Origin of the sequence: Pectobacterium cacticida, from assembly GCF_036885195.1 — a bacterium.
Classification (GTDB): Bacteria; Pseudomonadota; Gammaproteobacteria; order Enterobacterales; family Enterobacteriaceae; genus Pectobacterium; species Pectobacterium cacticida.
Genome location: NZ_CP133656.1, coordinates 1341165 through 1359953, shown reverse-complemented (window position 1 = coordinate 1359953; position 18789 = coordinate 1341165). Strand labels below are relative to the sequence as shown.

Sequence of the window (18789 nt, the reverse complement as noted above, 5' to 3'; positions counted from 1 at the left end):
ATGCAAGTTATTGGTACCGCCATTCATGGCGCAAAAATCATTCAGCCGAAAGTCTTTGGCGACTCTCGCGGTTTCTTCCTAGAAACCTTTGAAAAAAAACGTTATCAACAGATGTTGAATATCGATCTGGACTTTGTCCAGGATAACTATTCACGTTCAGGAAAGGGAGTGCTACGCGGCTTACATTTCCAGAAAACAAACCCGCAAGGAAAATTGGTTCGGGTCGTGCGCGGAGAGGTTTTTGATGTCGCCGTGGACCTACGACCCGATTCCCCTAGTTTTGGCCAGTGGGAAGGCATCATTTTGTCAGAAGAGAACAAAACTCAATTCTGGCTACCGCCTGGGCTGGCGCATGGGTTTGCCGTGCTCTCTGACGTTGCTGATTTTGAATACAAATGCACGGATTATTATAATCCTGCCGATGAAGGATGCCTGCTGTGGAACGACCCTGACATTGGTATTGAATGGCCGATTTCATCCCCACTGCTGTCCGAAAAAGATAAGCTGGGGAAACTATTCAGGGAATTGAAATCATGAAGATATTACTCACCGGCGCGAACGGTCAACTGGGGCGCTGTTTTCAGGATCGTCTGCCAGCAGAATGGAAAATATTGGCGACAGATTCCGATAAACTCGATATTACCGACATTACACAGGTAGAACAAACCGTCAGTCAATTTCAACCTGACGCCATTGTAAACGCTGCCGCGTATACCGCCGTAGATAAAGCCGAATCAGAGCCTGAGTTGGCAGCACGAATTAACGTTAACGGCCCGGCCAATTTGGCGACCGTGGCACATAAACACAACATTCGCCTTATTCATGTTTCCACAGACTATGTGTTCGATGGCAAGGCCACGCAACCCTATACAGAAACCAGCCCCACGAACCCATTAAGCGTATATGGCAAGACCAAGCTGGCCGGTGAACAGGCGGTGGTGGAAGCTGCACCGAATTCCATTATCGTTCGTACCGCATGGGTATTCAGCGAATACGGCAATAACTTCGTCAAGACCATGCTTAGACTGGCCCAAGAGCGGGAAACGCTAAGCATTGTTAACGATCAGCGTGGCTGCCCAACTTATGCAGGGGATTTAGCACAGGCGATTATCATGCTGCTACAAATAAAAGCCAAAAGTGGACTTTATCACTATTGTGGTGACAAAGAGGTAAGTTGGTATGAGTTTGCTGAAGTAATTTTCAAAATTGCAGCGCAAAAAACAACAGTAGCCAAGATCCCCGCGCTTAAACCGATAACGACAGAACAATATCCGACCCCGGCTCACCGCCCTACTTTCTCAACACTATCCTGCGAGAAAATAAAGGAATTGGGTATTAATTTATCCTGCTGGGAAAACAGGGTAGCAATGATAATTTGACCACTAAAAATATCCCCAATATAGTAAATATTCTCACTAAGTTGGGGCTTCCTCGGTTGAAAAAAGTGCCGCATACCCGCTATCATCGCCGCACAATAGCGGAAACGTCGATGTTCCTCATCAAGATCTAAATAACTTCGCAAAATAATAGATCACGTAAAAGGAACTCAGCCCTGATTGCAGGGCGGGATTCCACTTTGTCGATAAATCAACCAAAGATAACCTCGCTGCGAAAATCTCCTGACCACCCGGCACACTGCCGTTTGCCTGCAATGCTGTCTTTTTTTCCTCCATGCTGCTTCAGTACGCTTAACGCTACTCGGTTGAACAGTGCCATATGCGCCGCCCCTTCCGGGTCCTTCAGGTTCATTTGATCCTCCCTGAAAACCACATCCAATACCCAATGCAGTTGATTTTCAATGCACCAATGTCACGTATCATTTGTGATGCTGCACGAGCTTACACCGCCAATGAACTGACGTACCAGCGTGATTCTCTGTGTACCGTTTTCCCCCGTTCTCCATGCTCACTCACCACTTCTATTAACGTACGTATTGTCGGCCAGCGTTGTTCGGTAACTGTCATTCCATCAACGTGATGGAACGCTCTACTTATTATCTGAATTCGCGCTCTTTTATAATATTCTTGCTAACAAAAAAACACATAATTAATACCAAAGACTCTGATAATACAGACGAAAAAATTGCTCCATATCCATGAAATAGATAGACTAGCAAGGGAGACAAAACCAAGGATAACATAGAGACTTTAATAAAAATTTTTGATAAAGAACCTATATTGCCAGTACATGGCAAGTAAACCATCCCCCAAAAGTTGCTAAGTATAACAATAGGTATTATCGCTGTCATCAGAATCAAAAAATCTTTCAGCATTATTATATTTCCAAAAAACTTTTCGCCCCCCCATAGCGCAAAGCACATTAAAAAAATTGTTTCTACTAAAGCAACTGAAACAAGAAAAGTAAGTATCAGAAAAAAATTCCTTTTGGTAATGTTCGCATTTAATTTCAAAAAGTAGACCTGAATAATTTGAATAAAAATATAATTCGCAGAAATAACCGAACGTACAATCTTATCCGATAGAGCATAAGCAGGCAAATACATGGGGCTTAATAAGCCTAAAAGGACCTGATAATATGTAGTGTAAAGAGTAATGCTAAAATTTGATAAAAAATAGTTGAAATTCCCTTTCACAATAAAAACAAAACCAACCTTACAACCAGATGATAACTTAATTTTATATTTTATAAAAAAATAAACCGCTGTAATTAAGTTTGGCATTAAATTAAACAAAGAATAAATAATAGCCAAACTAAAAAAATCATTAAAAAGAACAATAAAGGGGAAAAAAAACAATTTAACCAGCGTGGAGATTACGTAAAAAGTTCTTAGATCATCTACAACTTGAAATAAAAATTGATATGAAAAAACACTGCTTAACAGCACAAATATAATATAAAAGTTATATATCTCATCTTTAAAAAATAAATATAATAAAATCATGACAAGAAGAATAAAAAAAATGACAAACCTAAATATAAATGAAGCACTTATTATTTTAGAGAAACCATCAACGTCATTATTTTTAAAGGAATGATGCAATCGTTTAAGTAAAGACGTTTGAAAACCAAATTCAATAATAAACTGAAAGTAATAAACTATTGCCAATAAGAAAAAGAAAGAAATTAGGAATTGATTTTCAGATGAAATCGCTATTTTTTTTAAAGAATAAATAGGCATGGCAAAGCCTATCGCATAACAAAAAATTATTACAAGCTTATCTTTAAAAAATTCATTCTTAAATAAACTTCTCATACCACTCCATATATTTCTTCACCATGCCGCTCTCAGAATACTCATCAGCAACTTTTTTATATGCCATATCAATACGGTTGTCGCTATATTTATATGCTTTAACTATAGCATAATAGAGTGATGAGATATCATTAATTGAAAAAAACTCGACCTCATTACTATTAAACATTTCTTTAAAAACAGGTATATCAGAACAAACCACTGGGGTTTTATTAAGAATTGCTTCAATAACAGCAAGGCCAAACCCCTCACTTAATGAAGGCTGAACATAAACATCGAATAAACTTGAATAGATAGCACCATTTTTCACTTTCCCATATAAGATAACCTGTTTTTCAAGATCTAATCTTTTAATATAATTCTTAAAAAACTCTCTCTGTGAGCCATCACCAATAATAACAATATTAATATCAGGGTTATTAGCTGCAAGATCGATTAATTGTGAAATGCCCTTTATCTTTTCTAAGGCAGCTACAGTCCCTACAACAATTTTATTTTGTTGTTTCTTTTCATGAATGATTTGTTGCAGAGAGAAATATTCGTCACTCTTGCAAAAAGATGATTTATCAATCCCATTAGGAATAACACAACAAGAAATTTTGGAATAGTAATTACTAGCATAATTACTCATAACTGCACATGAATTAAATTTAGCCAGAAAAAAAAGCCAAATTTTAGAAAAAACAAAACCTTTTATGCCATATTTTTCTGTTAAATCTTTAGTGATAAAACTATGAATAGTAGATAATTTTATCTTTTTTGTGTAAAAAAAATTCACAATATCTGGTCTTAATCCATGGGAATGAACAATGTCGAATTCTTTTAAAATATTTTTATCCGTAAGATGAATAGCGTCGGTTGCATCAATAAATTCTTTTCCAGAATTAACTACAGGATCCAAATAATATAGAGAAACATCGCCATAACGCGCTTTAGCATATCTGTATAGCGTTAAGGCTATCATATTAGGAGCAGTTTTAATTAATGATGGAATTAGAATAGCCATTTTAAAATCTTTTTTCATAATTATTTCAACTTAATAAAAACAATTAGCAACAAATACACAACAATAACGGACGAAAATATATTTATAACCACTGGCGCAAATAAAGATTCCAACAATAGCACAGCAAAAAAAACACATGAAGCAGCATATTTTTTAGAATACTTTGATCTTTCGTATAAATAAAACAAAAAGAAACCAGAAAAAAAACTCAACAGTAAACATCCAACTAAACCAAAATCAATATAGATTAAAGAAAGGGAGGTGTAGTAAGCATTATACGGCTGATATAAAAATTTTCCTAAGTCATAAAATACAGATATCTGTTCTCTTAAGTCATTTATAGATTTCATTATATCGGGTTCAAAAGGATACATTATGATATTATATATACCAAGAGATGCCATACCCAAGCCATTATAATGAATAACCTGATTAGATATAATATTTTTATCAAACAATATAAATGGTGCAATATGATAATTCAACACAGAGTTGGATATTGACACAATAATGTCGTCTACCGAATCCCTAAAAAAACTAATTAGTAATGCAATAAATAACACCCCTCCCCCACACAAAACGACACGAATAATACTTTTCCCTCTTACGAGATTAGAGCATAGGTATACTAAAAGAAAATAATAAATGCCAGTCCTAGATAAAAATACAATATCATATAGAAGAAAACAGAAGAACAGGAAAATAAATTTCCTTCTTGAAGAGAATAAGAAAACCATAGGCGTAATAGCATATAATAATAAACTCAGAAAATAATAAAAATAGAAAAAAAAACCACCGCCAAAATATTTTACATTATCTCGCGAACCATCAAAAAATGCTTTTCTATATTCATCCAAATCAAAGTTATTGAAAAAATAGATATTCATTACAATAAAAACAGAGTAACCAAAAAACAGAAAAATAAATCTATCAATTTTTTTTTCCGTCTTATCCTCTAAAGAAAAATCATGATCATCCAACAAAGATTCTAAATATCTTTTTTTATGGGGAGAGATTTTTGCTAGAATAACCCCCATAGAATAAAAAAATAGAATAGAACTAAATACAAATATAGATCTAGTTGTCAAATCGACTAAGTTACTAAATCCTAAGCATGCTATAATAAAAAAAGTAAAATACCAGAAAAAAATAAAAAAAGAAATTCTCATATTCAATGATTCCATGCCATATTAAAAAAACCTTTTATAAAATAAATTTGCCTAAGAACAAAAACCTTCTTGTTTTTTTTGAATAAAGCATATGGGAGAATTGTTAAAAGTTTTATAAGAAAATAAAATATTTTATAAATCTTTCTTTTATTCAATAATGTATATGTCGCCACTCCGAAAGAATAAGATAGTTTATACAAGTATTTTGGCTCTAATCTTTTTTTATCCATATAATGAATAAAAGTGTGGTTTTCAGCATAAAGAGTATAACCCTGCGCCTTGACATAATTACATAATAAATTATCTTCTCCAGAATCTAAATTCTCACCGGTCCTACCTACTAAACGTGATGACTTCTCTGAATGATAGAAGTCACACATTACCCTTTTCCGAATAGCCAAAGCTGCACCATATAAAGCACTATTAGTCTTTTGCAAGGAGCATGCATAAGCATCAAGATTGTCGAAAAACCATTCGGGGATCGGCATATCAGCAACAGGAATACCTCTGCCACCAACAGCAGCAATAGTCTGATCCTGAAAAATTTCATTGATACGAGCCAAATATCCAGGCAATAACCAATTATCATCATCACAAAATAGAACTATATCATATAATGCCGACAGAAGACCTCTCTTCCTAGCATGAGCAAGCCCAGGTTTCGGTTCTTCAACTATTTTAAAGGGAGTAATATTTAACGGGCCACTTAATAAATTTTTAGCAACGTTTGCTGTATCATCTGTAGAATTATTATCAACCAATATAATTTCTGCACAGCCATCATAACATTTTAAAGCATCAAAAAGATGATAAAGAGTGTTAGTAATACGACTCGAACTATTGAAACAACATAAAATTATACTTATTTCCATATACTACCTACTAGTATAGATGCAATCTTAGTTGGTAAGGTAGTTAATCTCGATTTAAGCACACCCTCACGCCAACCATTCCTCTTTATATGTTCGACAACAACTTTTCTTTTTTTTGTTGATATTATTGACGACATTAAGTCAAAAAATGATATATCAACATTTTTTTCAATAAAGCTATTATTTCCATAAATTTCATTTTGTAATGAGCCCATATAAATATCTGCGATATTTGATGATGGGTTAACAACTATTTTTTTATATCCTCTAACCGCTTGTTTTTTCACTTCCCAAACATCAAGCTTAGAGATTGCCAAGTCATTAACTATACGTTCAGTCACACTATATAGTATATTTTGATATTCAATCACATTTTTTATGAATTTTTCTTCATTGCTATTTATTTTCGTAACAACCTTTCCTTGCTCATAGCCAATGACACTTCCGCCACATGAACCAAATATCGTTTCCCAAAATGAAACACCTTTAGACATCCATTTTTCTTTTTTTTCATTCTGATTAAAAACTGATGCTACTTTATTATTTTTTGACTGTGTACTAAAAAACTCAAACAAACCAATATAACAACCTGCTTTTATTTTTGCATTTGGAATGCATGCTAGATTATCTTGAATACTCCCTCTCCAACCTATATCTACAACAATACTATCTTTTAATGCAAAACCAGTCTCATTAATATACGATAGCGTTTTCTTTCGCTTATCTTCTATCTCAGAAAACAGTTGTAAGATCATATTGTCATTTTTATTACACACAATAGATTCCACAGTATCGTAAGTATCTATTATATGTTTGAATTTATCATTTAATCCAAAAAAACTTAAAAATGAATCTGTTGAATTTCCATATTGTTCAATTGCATCAGAATAACCTAAGTATGCATCGTCTTTATCGAAACGTAAGCACGATGTAGCAACTCGACTTACGTAGAGTATATGTGTATTAATTTCTATAGCTGGGAGAAAATTATATTTATTAATAAAAAGGTCAAATATTCTTTTAAAAAAGATCCCTTCTCGAGTTAAAAACCACACGCTATAACACTTTTTCTCATGGCAAGTTTCAATGATCTTCAAACATAAAGATATTAATATAAAACTAATTCTCACTTCATCATCAAGCTTAAATCTAGTCAAATATCCAGACGATTTTTTTGATATATGCCTTGTTGTAATCCCCTTTTTTTTTGCTATTTTTATATCGGAGTAAATATTGTCCCCTGTATGAACCCATTTATTAGGACTGAATTTTTTAAAAACAATGTCATATAGATCTCCTCTATGTTTACTTTTCCCTGTATTGCAAGAAGAAAACCCATCATCAAGAATAACGCCATGAAATTTTAGCAAGTCAGATAAAAAACTCGATGAAGAATAAAAATCAGATATAAATATTTTCACTCCAGCATCATTTTTGAGCATCTCTAATACGTGATTATTTACATAAGTAGCATTTCTTTCGACGAGATAATATATAGCATCCCACTCATCTCTAATATCATATGGTGAATAGTCAGAACACAGTCCCAACTCATCCATAACATTAAACACCAATTCGCTAATAAAATATTCCTGCCCGTTATTGTACAGTAAAGACTCTCTTTTCCTAACCTCACAAAAAACTTCAGGCAATGAACTAAGAACTCCCAACTTTAAGCACAACCAGTATAAGGCTGTGTGTATGGTATTTTCTGGTTTACAATAACGTTTTAACAAGGTGTCCCAAACATCATAACTAAATAAATTCATAAAAAACCTGCATAAAAGGTGCCTGAATTATTAACTCGAAAATATTGATTCCATAGAAATGTTAATCTTCTCGATAAATATCATATTTATCAGTTTTCCGGAACTTAAAATATAAAATTTATCCATAAACTCATTTGTCGAAATTTTTCGAGATATTCGCTAGTATCTAAATAGCTTCGCACATTGATGCTTCACTTCCCATTGTGCAAGGCCAACGCTGACGGGAGATAGCACCTACCCAAGTGTAGCGCTATTACACGAAGCTATTTAGTTTCGGTTCAGGGTAAGATCTAACTCATTTTGTATGGTTATTATGGTCAAGATGAATACAATTTAAGTTCAGAAAACGCACACTGATGACATGATTATTGATTGATAAAAGGTTCATTAATATGCGGAGATTATCAAAACCCTCAAGTTGTACGTTTTGCGAACAAAGTGGAATCCCGCCCTGAGTTTCGGTCAGCTTCGATTAGTTACTGGTACTTCATGGTCATTCACTCATCTTTGATTCAGGAGAGAATTATAGCTTATCAGCAGTTAACACTCCTTCCATCGATATGGCCAAGCGTTGCAATTATCATCTGAATTTGTGAATAACGAGGCATAATATAAATAGCTTAAATTTAAATAACTTTAATTATTTCTATATATCACATTAAATAATTTAGCCGGTAATATCCTAACGATATAATGTAAAAGAACATATGCTATATCCGAAACAATAAAACGTTTAAGCTTGATTAGATAATATAATCTTATTTTAAGCTCAGTAAAAGCCTTTGATAAGCCACGTCTCCGTAGTAAAGTTTCATCATCAATTCTGAATAAAATTATTTCTTCCTCAATATTAGCAAATTTCATTCCAAGAAAAGCCAGAGAATACCATAGAGCAAGATCTTCAGTTTTCGGCTTATCTGTTGGATATCTAGCACCACTATCAAAAACACGCCGTCTAAAAATCACTGTCGGGTGGATGAACGGACACTTCTTAAACATATTTTTAACTATGTCTTCATGATTCGAATATACTTTTCTAACTCCTCTAGCAATCACACCACCAAATTCGCGGCAAAAACCACCAGATACATCAATTTCTGGATTTGATTGCATAAAATCGACTTGGAGCTGTAAACGTTTATCAATCGCTATGTCATCTGCATCCATTCTCGCAAGATATTCTATCTCCTTATCGTTTAGCGCCAGTTGAATTAACTCATTAAGTGAATATGCCAATCCTCGATTATCATCGCGTTGAAATAGTATTACTTTACTCTTATCTAGTTTTTCCAGATAATTCTTATTATCTGTAGGAACAATTCCATCAACACATATATATATAACAAAATTGCCATAGGTTTGGTTCAAAAGGCTTTCTACAGACTCAATTAAATGCTCTAGTTTGTCATTTTTATAAACAGACATTAGTATGGCAATTTTTGGTTTTTTCCCATCAAAACACATTATGTCTCCTCAAACTAAAAAATTTGCAAACTATACTTTAAATGACTACTTATAATCATAGGTATAATAATGATAATTTCCATACCCATAATAGCTGGCAGCTCGTTTCATTATTGCATTCAGTATTACGCCTTTGATCTCGGTGCCATTCTGTTCAAAGCGGCGAATACTCACCTCAATCTCTTTTGCCGTATTCATTTCAAAACGTGCCACCAGTAGCGAAGTACCGGCATGGCGGCTGATTACCGCTGCATCGGTTACCGCCAGGATCGGCGGCGTATCCAACAGTACCAGATCGTAGTGTTCATTAGCCCACTGAAGAAACTCGGCAAAGCGAGGGTGCATTAATAGTTCAGACGGATTTGGCGGGACCTGACCGCGTGGAATGAAGTCCATATTTTCTACCGCCGTTTTGCGCACACATTTCGCCACATCACACTGGCCGGATAAGATATCCGATAAGCCGTCCGTGCCATGTGTCCCCATCAATTCGTGCGCGTATCCTTTGCGCATGTCGCAGTCAACGATTAGCACCCGTTGCCCACTCTGCGCAATCACCGCTCCCAAGTTAGCGCTCACAAAGGTTTTACCGATCGCCGGACTGGCCCCGGAGATCATTAATACGTTGTTCTTCGCTTCCATCATGGCGAAATGCAGACTGGTACGTAGGCTGCGGATGGCTTCAATCGCCAGATCGGCCGGGTTGCCCACGGCCAGCAGATCGATGGCGCGCGTGTTGTCTTTTTTACCTTTCTTCGATAACAAGGCCCGATCTTTTTTCTGCTGCCATTCAGACAACGGAATACTAGCGTAGACGTTGATGCCCAATTCTTCCAATTGTTCAGGGTTTTCGATGCCTTTATGCAGTAAGGTTTTCAGCACCACATAGGCGGTGGAAACCATGCCGCCCAGAATCATTGCCAACAGCACAATTAATGGTTTCTTGGGTTTTACCGGTTTCGGTTGGACGACGGCGTTATCCACGATGCGCACGTTGCCCACTGTACTGGCCTTGTTGATGCTCAGTTCCTGCTGCTTATTCAGCAGTTGCATATAAACTTCCTGCCCGGCCTGCACATCACGCGTTAAGCGCAGGATCTCCTGCTGGGTTTTCGGCATTGCACCGATACGCTTATTGAGCTTGGCACGTTCTTGTTCTAACGTTTTACGTTTTTCCAGCAAGGCGCGGTAGGCTGGGTGCTCAGGGGTGTACAGTTTCGATATTTCTGCTTCTTTAAATGTCAGTTCATTTAACTGTGCTTCCACTGAGACGGTGGTATCTAATACCGCCTTGGCTTCTAAAGAGAGATCGACCGAATCATTCTGCTGACGGTATTGATTGAGCTTATTTTCTGCTTCATTGAGAGCGTTACGCACCGTTGGCAGTTGTTCTTTGAGAAATTCCAGGCTCTTACCCGCTTCCTCAGACTTACGCTCTACATTCTGTTGCAGGTAATTTTGACTGATACTGCTGAGTATCTTGGCGGTCAGCGTCGGATCTTCCCCTTCCAGACTGAGAGCCAGTACACCGGTGTCTTTACCTTTATCCGCCACGCTGAAATTATCCAGCAGGTCATTAATCGCCGTAAGCTGATTAAGTTTGGTCACGCGGAAAACTGTACCCGGTTCGGCCGCGATATCACTGACCAGCAGCGTAATACCGTTATGGCTCTCCAATTGGCCTACGTTGCCAGTGAAGGTGACCACATCACCCGCCTCTACGCGATAACTGTTGTCGGATAATACTTCCAGCGACAGGGTTTCATCCTGCCAGGACGCGGGTACTTCCAGGCGCGATACCGCTATCTTACCCGGCTCCACTCCCATCAGGCGCGCAATGCCTTTACCCACCAGCGGAAAATACTTTTGTTCGACGCGGATATCCAGCCCCAGATCGTTGACCGTTTTGCCGATGACCATACGCGATTTAATCAGTTCGATCTCCGCAGCGGACTGCGGCTTGCCTTCAGGCAGCATACTGGAGAAATCTTTGAGCAGTGAATCGCCGCCGCTCTGCTCCACCTGAATTAACGCATCCGCTTTGTAAATCGGCGTGGACAGGATGGCGAACATGATGCCCAGCGCAGTAAAAACTGCGGTGACGCCGATAATCAGCCAGCGGTTATCCAGTAAGGTGCCTAATAAACGCCCTAAATCGATCTCATCTGTATTGGTTTCAGATACTTTTACTGCGGTTTTCTCTGTCATCGGATTCTCTGATGATTAACGATTCAACGCCTGCGCCCATTTTTGCGCAGACTGCTCAAGTTGTGTGTACACGAATTCAAAGGCTTCGCGGCTTTTACGATAGGGATCGGCGATTTCCTGTTGGTTCAGCCAGTGACCAAACAACATGGTTTTCCCGCGTACCTCGGGTGCCAGGCGACTGACCCCATCAATATGGCCTTTCTCCATCACCAGAATCAGATCGTACTGGCGACACAAGGCCGATGTGAGTTGCTGCGCCCTGTGCCCTTCCAGCGAAAGGCCATGGTGCAGGGCAACCTCACTCGCGGTGGCATCGGCTGGCTTATCGACCAACGCCCCTAACCCCGCGGAGGCGATTTTTATCGTCGGCAACGCCCGTTTCAGCAAGCGCTCCCCGGTAGGGGAACGGCAGATATTGCCCACGCAAACGACCAGAATGGAATCAAACATGGTTACCTCTATGGCCAGGTACGAACACGCAAGGAACCTTCGGTTAATTCATTGAAGCCGGAAATCGTCGGTACGAGCTGACTGATCACGCGGTTCCAACGCACGATTGGGGCGGTAGTCACGTAGACGATGTCATAGGGCTGTAGCTGGAATTCCGTCCCCATTACCATCGCGGTGGCATCTTTAGCATTTAGCTGATAGATATCGGCCAGCTTCGGCCCTTGGGTGCCGCGTAACGAACGAATCACGAAGATTCCGGTAGCGTCGGAAAAAGTTTGATCTATGCCTTCCGCGTTGCCCAACGCTTCCGTTAGCGTCATGCCGCTGCGGTCCATTTTGAGGGTACTTTGTTTCTTGACTTCCCCCATCACGAAGACTTTAAGATCATCGTTGCGAGGAACGTAGAGGATATCACCGGGATAGAGGAGGTGATTTTGTGACAGGTCGCCGTTTTGCATCAGCGCCTGAAGTGAGATACGTTTTTCCTGCCCATTGTGTGTTAACACAATGTTGCGCCAGTCGGCGTTTTCGGTCAGCCCGCCCGCTTTGTTAATGGCATCCAACACCGTCAATGGCACATTGGTGATCGGCTGCTGACCGGAGGTGGCGACTTCGCCAGAAACATAGGCTTTTTGTGAACGGAAGGCAGCGATGCTGACATCCACCTGCGGCGATTCGATGTATTGCGCTAAGCGTCCCATAATCTGATCGCGCACTTCAGTGACCGTTTTACCAGCTACATTTACTTTGCCAATATAGGGGTAAAAAATCGTCCCATCAGAATGCACCCAGTTACCGGTGTCCGCAGCCGTACGGTATGTCCCGGCGGGCGTCGTCAATTCAGGGTGATCCCATACGGTAACCATGATGACATCACCAATTCCGATGCGATACTCATAGCTCTGCAATTCTTTTTCCAGCGCTGGATTTGTCTGTGCGATCAATGGCTTAGGTCGCATTTTTTCGACGAGATAAGGTGTCAATGGGTAAACATTAACCAGCTTATCAAGATTGAAATCCGCATCTTGCTGCTCAATTACATTTTTGCCACTTGTGGAAAGGTGGGAACCAGGAACCAAGGTACAACCGCTAAGTAGCGCTATTGACACCATCAAGGGCATCAACTTTCGTTTGTGCTTTATCATCCTATCTATGCCATCGCTCTTAATTGAATAGTGCGCAAATCCCTACAGAACTGTTCATCATTATAGAGAATAAATTATTAGCCTACCCGGTGGTTTACGGTATAAAGCACCAGCAATTCACCGTTTTGACGGTGCAATGCCGTGGTTATCAACGTATATTACACAGAGCCTGGGTTGTGCGTCGCTTTACGAAACCAGGTTAATACCCGCCATATTCGGCTAATCATCCAGAAATAACCACAGAAAACCAAAAGAAATACGCTCAACATAATAGACTCAGAAATGCCAACACGCTCGCTGAGCACACCGATTGCTGAACAGACTATCGCCGCAAGCAGGATCACCACCAGCGCCTGATGGGGCGTCAGGCCTGCACGCATTAAGATGTGGTGCAAATGTTCACGATCGGGTTTAAATGGACTATAGCCGCGTCGAATGCGGCGAACCATGATTGTTACCATATCCATAAGCGGAATAGCAATAAACCAGAGCGCCGTGACCGGACGAATTACCGCGTTTTCCCCTTGCGTGGCCAGCATCAGCAACCATATTACGGTAAAACCAATTAACGTGCTGCCAGCATCCCCCATGAAGACTTTAAATTTCCGCCCCCATAAGACCCCTAAATTCAGCAGGATGTAGGGTACGGTCGCCACAAGCAGGCACGTACTCCAAAACGCTAACTCACGATGACCGCCAAGATAAAATACGATAGCGAGCGCGCCGAACGTCACACAGGACAGCGCGCCGAGCAACCCATCAATGCCATCAACCATATTGAACGCATTGATTGCGCCCCAGACAGCAAACAGGGTTACCGTGTAGCCAAAGATACCGAGAAATAACTCATAGCCAAACAGGATGTGTCCTAATGTTTGTAAGTATAGCCCCGCGAACATCATCAGACCGGCGACAGCTGCTTGCAACCCCACACGGGGTAAGACAGGGAGATCAAAACGGTCATCCAGCACACCAATCACGATAAGTGCAGTGGCACAGGCCATATAAAGCGAGAAATTTGGTAACCAATCCGGCTGTAACGCGTAGAGAACCCAGAGTGCGAGGTAAATGGAGACTCCCCCCACCAGCGGAATATGGCCTTGATGCTTTTTACGTACATTCGGTTTATCAACCAAACCTACGCGAATTGCGACTTTCCTTGCCAGAAACAGCGCGGCAAAAGCGCTGAGAAAGATCACGATAAATTCTTGCATTTTTACACCATCATCAACCGTTTATATTGCTGCAACAGGCACGCTACCGCCCTTGGCTTGTAGCTACCAATGCACTATCAAAGTACGGCCCCGATCCTGTGGTTTCGATTTTGGAGCTTTACGTTATGTATTTATTATGCGTTATCTTTTTGTATCAACAGGCCGGGCATATCTTTTGCGATACACGCCCGGTAATAAGCAGACCGGGCAACCTACTATCAGGATAGGACTTAACACCAAGATAAAGGATAGACCGTTCTGGAAACGGCATCATAGTATTAACCACGGGAGTGAGAGCACAAGAACAAGATGTTTCAGGAGAGGGCTTTTCAGAATAAGACTATGAGGTTCCATCAGGTACTCCCTCCCGGAGGATAAAAAATCGACTAAACGAATAATGCAAGCCTATTCAGCTATAAAGAACAGCGTGCTCGCCGCTAAACGCTATGATTATGCCTGAATATGACACTACTACGATTAGCAACAGCGCCATTCTATGCGCGAGTATAGGCCGTGATCAAATGTTACGGCCTGTGTCCCTGTTATACAGAATAAAATTTTACTTAATACTGATAACGTAAATTTTTAACATTAATTAATGGCGCAGGGGTACATGAAAATCAAGCGGCTTAGGCCAGAATTACTCTTGCGAAATGTCATGTAAAAGAAACCCGTGCAAATTCTGGTTCATCTGCGTTTGCCCTGATACGCTATCGGGGTCATGTTCATAATAAAGGTGAAAAACAGCTATGGAGTGGATCGCTGATCCAACGATTTGGGCCGGGTTGGCCACGCTGGTTGTCCTGGAACTGGTTCTGGGTATTGATAATCTTATTTTTATTGCCATTCTGGCGGAAAAACTCCCTAAAGAGCAGCGCGACAAGGCTCGCATCGTCGGTTTGCTACTGGCTCTGCTTATGCGGCTGTGTTTGCTGACGTCGATTTCCTGGCTTGCATCCTTAACAACGCCGCTTTTTACTCTCTTCGAGCATACCTTTAGCGCCCGCGATGTCATCATGCTGGTGGGTGGGGTTTTCCTACTCTTTAAAGCTACCATGGAACTTAATGAACGCCTCGAAGGGAAAGATGAAGAGCAGCACGCCCCACGTAAAGGCGCGCGTTTCTGGCCGGTCGTCGCGCAAATCGTGGTACTGGATGCCATATTCTCCTTGGATTCCGTGATTACCGCCGTTGGCATGACCGATCATCTGTTGGTGATGATGTCTGCGGTGACCATCGCCATCTTCCTGATGCTGCTGGCCAGTAAACCGCTGGCGCGTTTTGTCGCGGAACATCCGACTATCGTTATTCTGTGCCTCAGCTTCCTGTTGATGATTGGTTTCAGTCTGGTCGCCGACGCCTTTGGCTATCACATCCCTAAGGGCTACCTCTATTCTGCGATAGGCTTCTCGGTGCTAATCGAGCTACTCAACCAGGTTTCCATGTTTAACCGCCGACGTTTTCTCTCCTCCTCGATTCCATTACGTCAACGAACCGCCGAGGTTGTGTTGCGGATTTTGAGCGGCAAACATGAAGAAGCGGAACTGGATAACCAAACGTCCGCCATGATTGCAGACGGCGCGCGGGCGGGTCAGGAGGTGTTCAATATTCAGGAACGTCGGATGATCAAGCAGGTGCTGGGGCTGGCGCAGCGCACCATCAGTAGCATTATGACCTCAAGGCACGATATCGATCCGGTGGAACTGGATATCACCCAGGAAGCGTTGGCTAAATTATTAACGACCAACCAGCATCCTCGCCTGGTGGTCACTGATAGCAACACCTCTGACGAGCCGTTGGGGATTGTCTATGTGTCTGATTTACTGCAACAACAGTTGAACGGCGAGCCATTTAACTTGCGCAGCCTGATTCATCAGCCGCTGGTGTTCCCTGAACAACTCTCGCTGCTACAGGCTTTAGAACAGTTTAGAGCAGGAAGGACGCACTTTGCCTTTGTTGTTGACGAGTTTGGTTCGATGGAAGGGATAGTGACATTAAGTGACGTGATGGAAACTATCGCAGGCAGCCTGCCGCGCGAAGGCGAAGATCACGATGCGCGTCACGCGGTTCAGCAAAACAGCGATGGTAGTTTAACGGTCAATGGCTACATCCCGCTGGAAGATCTGACCCTGTACATTCCATTAACGCTGGACGAAAAACGCGAGTATTACACGTTGGCTGGGCTACTGATGGAACACGCGCAGCAAATTCCGCAGGTTGGCGATACCCTATCGATTGACGGCTATCAGTTCACGATTTTAGCGGTAGAAAGCCATCGGATCGTGGAAGTTCGTATTACGCCGAACCAGGAACCGCAAACTGATTTTGAAGTGTAAACGAATCGGGTGGGGAATCTCCTCCCACCCGCTTTTCCGTTCTCGCTACAGCCGATCGAGAAGTTGCTTCAGATCTTTACCCTTCTGGCTCTGCTGGTTTTGGCTCGCCCACTCGTTCAGGCGTTTCTTCAGTTCATTCTGCAACCGCTTACGCAGCAGTTGATCCACCTGTAACTGATAGTTCAGCTTGTCCCAGCTGCCGTAGACGCGTAACGGGATCGCCGTGTTTTTCAGTACGTCGATCAGTTTATCATCCCCCTGCCACCCCTGAGTGACCGAGACATCCACGTTAACGTCACACGTGCGCGCAGGCAGGTCGAATTGCCCTGCGCCGCTAAGCGACAACAGCGCCGAATGCCCGTTGAGATGCGTTAGCCGTAATTTCCCCGCGCTCAACTGAATATTTCCCTCCAGTTGCTGCAACTCAGTGTAGCGTTCATAGCGTTCTTGCCCTCGGACATTACCATTGCTACGTGCCACCGCCATCTGCACCATCTGCTGAATATTCAGCCCCTGTAGACGCACATGCTGGGCATGCAGCGTCGCCGTTCCCTGCCATTGTTCCAGTAGATCCGGTAGCGCCAGAGTGTTGCCGCTGAACTGCCCCGCCATCGATACCTTGCCATCAATCGTATTTCCCGGTAGCGCAAACGCGGTCATCAGTTGCGACAGCGCAATATTCTTAAGTTCTGGTCGTAGTGTTAGGGTGGTCGCTGGCGTCGTCACGACGTTACCTGGTATTGAGAAACGACCATCGCCGAGTTCACCGCTCAATGTCGTCATCTCCAGCGAGCCCGGCTGGTTTTCCGCTTGTAGCGTAAATTGGCGAATATCAAGCCCGCGGTAGAGCACTGAGTCAGCCTGTAATGACACCCGCGCCGTGAAAGCCTTTAACCGCTCCGCCAGCGTGATCGGCGTAGTTTCATTCGAAATCACCGGCGCCGGTGATTTAACTTGTACCGCCGGGGCATTTACCTCCGAGACATTATTTTCATGCGTCACGGTGATGCCCAGTAAAGAATCCACATCCAGTTTCTCAGCGGTGAGCGCCAATTCATAATGGGGAATATCCCCCAGCGTGACGCTGCCCGTCCCGGATAGCTGGCTATTATTGGTCGTCAGAGCAAGCTGGCTAAAGGCGATTTTTTCGGGCTGCTGCTGATAGCTTGCCTGCACTCTTCCCGCCCCGCTAATGCCATTGGTCGGGATTCCCGCGCCTGATAGCTGGAAGTCAAGTTGGGTGATATTAGCGCTCGCCTGCTGAGGGAAGTTCTGTAGATCAACATCAGCGGTAAGAGAGAACGCTAAATCTCGCTGATCGCGAGTGATGCGGCTGGAGAGTTCAACGCTCACCTGACGGGCGCTATTTTGTTCCATCGCCAGATTAATATCGCGCACATTAATCTGTTCATTATTGCCGCGTTGCAGAACTAATAGACTATCGACGACTTTTACCTTCGCGATATCCAGCCGCCAACGCGCTTCCTCTGCTGGCGAAGGCGAGCCTGCTGGCGCGATCGGGCCGGGCGTAGTCTGTCGAGCCTCGCTCTCGGGCGTCAGGCGAATGACCGCGCCTTTTAACATGGCCTGTTTGACCACTAGCTTATGCGACAACAGCGGCCACAGTTGCACATCGAGACGCATGTTTTCCGCGCTGACTATCGGTGCGCTGGAGCCCGGCGCGCTTAGCGACATCCCGCCGGATAAAATGCTCAGTTGCGGCCAGACGTGCCAGCGCAACTCACTATCTAACTGGAGGCGATAGCCGCTGCGTTCCTCGACTTGCTTCACCATGTAGGCGCGGAAATCATTAGGATTAACCAGCAAGACCAGAGTCGTCATTCCTGCTACCAACACGACAAGCAGAATTGCCAGCGTCGTCAGAAATCTTCTCATGCCATCCTCATTGCGAAATATCCGGCCACAGGCTTACCTTACAGAC

General features: G+C 42.2%; 14 protein-coding genes and 1 pseudogene. 3 read left to right on the top strand and 12 right to left on the bottom strand.

Annotated elements, in window-relative coordinates; genetic code table 11:
• A complete protein-coding gene (rfbC, locus tag RFN81_RS06495; RefSeq protein ID WP_264498308.1) occupies positions 1-537 on the top strand; it encodes a dTDP-4-dehydrorhamnose 3,5-epimerase in 537 nt (178 codons plus the stop codon).
• Positions 534-1379, top strand: coding sequence for a dTDP-4-dehydrorhamnose reductase (rfbD, locus tag RFN81_RS06490; RefSeq protein WP_264498307.1), 846 nt, complete (start codon positions 534-536; stop codon positions 1377-1379). The genes rfbC and rfbD overlap by 4 nt, the downstream gene beginning before the upstream one ends.
• Positions 1380-1587: 208 nt before the next feature.
• Here rfbD and RFN81_RS06485 read toward each other — a convergent pair.
• The 11 genes and pseudogenes from RFN81_RS06485 to wecA all read right to left on the bottom strand — a co-directional run.
• Positions 1588-1949 (bottom strand): annotated as a pseudogene (locus RFN81_RS06485) (ISAs1 family transposase); the annotation flags it as partial.
• Positions 1950-1993: 44 nt separating this feature from the next.
• On the bottom strand, positions 1994-3214 hold the full coding sequence (locus RFN81_RS06480; RefSeq protein WP_264498306.1) for a flippase: 1221 nt from the start codon (positions 3212-3214) through the stop codon (positions 1994-1996).
• Positions 3198-4238 carry a glycosyltransferase family 4 protein gene (locus RFN81_RS06475; RefSeq protein WP_264498305.1) on the bottom strand — a complete coding sequence of 347 codons (1041 nt, stop codon included), beginning with the start codon at positions 4236-4238 and terminating at the stop codon, positions 3198-3200. Before RFN81_RS06475 ends, RFN81_RS06480 begins: the two co-directional genes overlap by 17 nt.
• Before the next feature lie 2 nt (positions 4239-4240).
• Positions 4241-5389 carry an oligosaccharide repeat unit polymerase gene (locus RFN81_RS06470; protein WP_264498304.1) on the bottom strand — a complete coding sequence of 383 codons (1149 nt, stop codon included), beginning with the start codon at positions 5387-5389 and terminating at the stop codon, positions 4241-4243.
• A 2-nt stretch (positions 5390-5391) separates the two neighbouring features.
• Complete coding sequence (locus RFN81_RS06465) at positions 5392-6261, bottom strand: glycosyltransferase family 2 protein (protein WP_264498303.1); 870 nt, start codon at positions 6259-6261, stop codon at positions 5392-5394.
• Positions 6252-8030 carry a hypothetical protein gene (locus tag RFN81_RS06460; RefSeq protein ID WP_264498302.1) on the bottom strand — a complete coding sequence of 593 codons (1779 nt, stop codon included), beginning with the start codon at positions 8028-8030 and terminating at the stop codon, positions 6252-6254. Before RFN81_RS06460 ends, RFN81_RS06465 begins: the two co-directional genes overlap by 10 nt.
• A 636-nt stretch (positions 8031-8666) precedes the next feature.
• The gene (locus RFN81_RS06455; RefSeq protein ID WP_264498301.1) at positions 8667-9494 is read right to left on the bottom strand and encodes a glycosyltransferase; all 828 of its coding nucleotides are present in this window, start codon (positions 9492-9494) and stop codon (positions 8667-8669) included.
• A 45-nt stretch (positions 9495-9539) separates the two neighbouring features.
• Entirely contained in the window at positions 9540-11702 is a 2163-nt protein-coding gene (gene wzc, locus RFN81_RS06450; protein ID WP_264498300.1) for a tyrosine-protein kinase Wzc, read from the bottom strand.
• 15 nt (positions 11703-11717) lie between these two features.
• Entirely contained in the window at positions 11718-12152 is a 435-nt protein-coding gene (locus RFN81_RS06445; RefSeq protein WP_264498299.1) for a protein tyrosine phosphatase, read from the bottom strand.
• 8 nt (positions 12153-12160) lie between these two features.
• On the bottom strand, positions 12161-13297 hold the full coding sequence (locus RFN81_RS06440; RefSeq protein WP_264498298.1) for a polysaccharide export protein: 1137 nt from the start codon (positions 13295-13297) through the stop codon (positions 12161-12163).
• A 158-nt stretch (positions 13298-13455) separates the two neighbouring features.
• The gene (wecA, locus tag RFN81_RS06435) at positions 13456-14511 is read right to left on the bottom strand and encodes a UDP-N-acetylglucosamine--undecaprenyl-phosphate N-acetylglucosaminephosphotransferase (RefSeq protein ID WP_264498297.1); all 1056 of its coding nucleotides are present in this window, start codon (positions 14509-14511) and stop codon (positions 13456-13458) included.
• 749 nt (positions 14512-15260) lie between these two features.
• Between wecA and RFN81_RS06430 the strand changes: the two genes are divergently transcribed.
• Positions 15261-16847 (top strand): TerC family protein, encoded by a 1587-nt coding sequence (locus RFN81_RS06430; protein ID WP_264498296.1) that lies wholly within the window; start codon positions 15261-15263, stop codon positions 16845-16847.
• Between the two features lie 45 nt (positions 16848-16892).
• Here the strand turns inward: RFN81_RS06430 and asmA are convergent, their stop codons facing one another.
• Entirely contained in the window at positions 16893-18743 is a 1851-nt protein-coding gene (gene asmA, locus RFN81_RS06425) for an outer membrane assembly protein AsmA (protein WP_264498295.1), read from the bottom strand.
• Between the last annotated feature and the right edge of the window lie 46 nt (positions 18744-18789).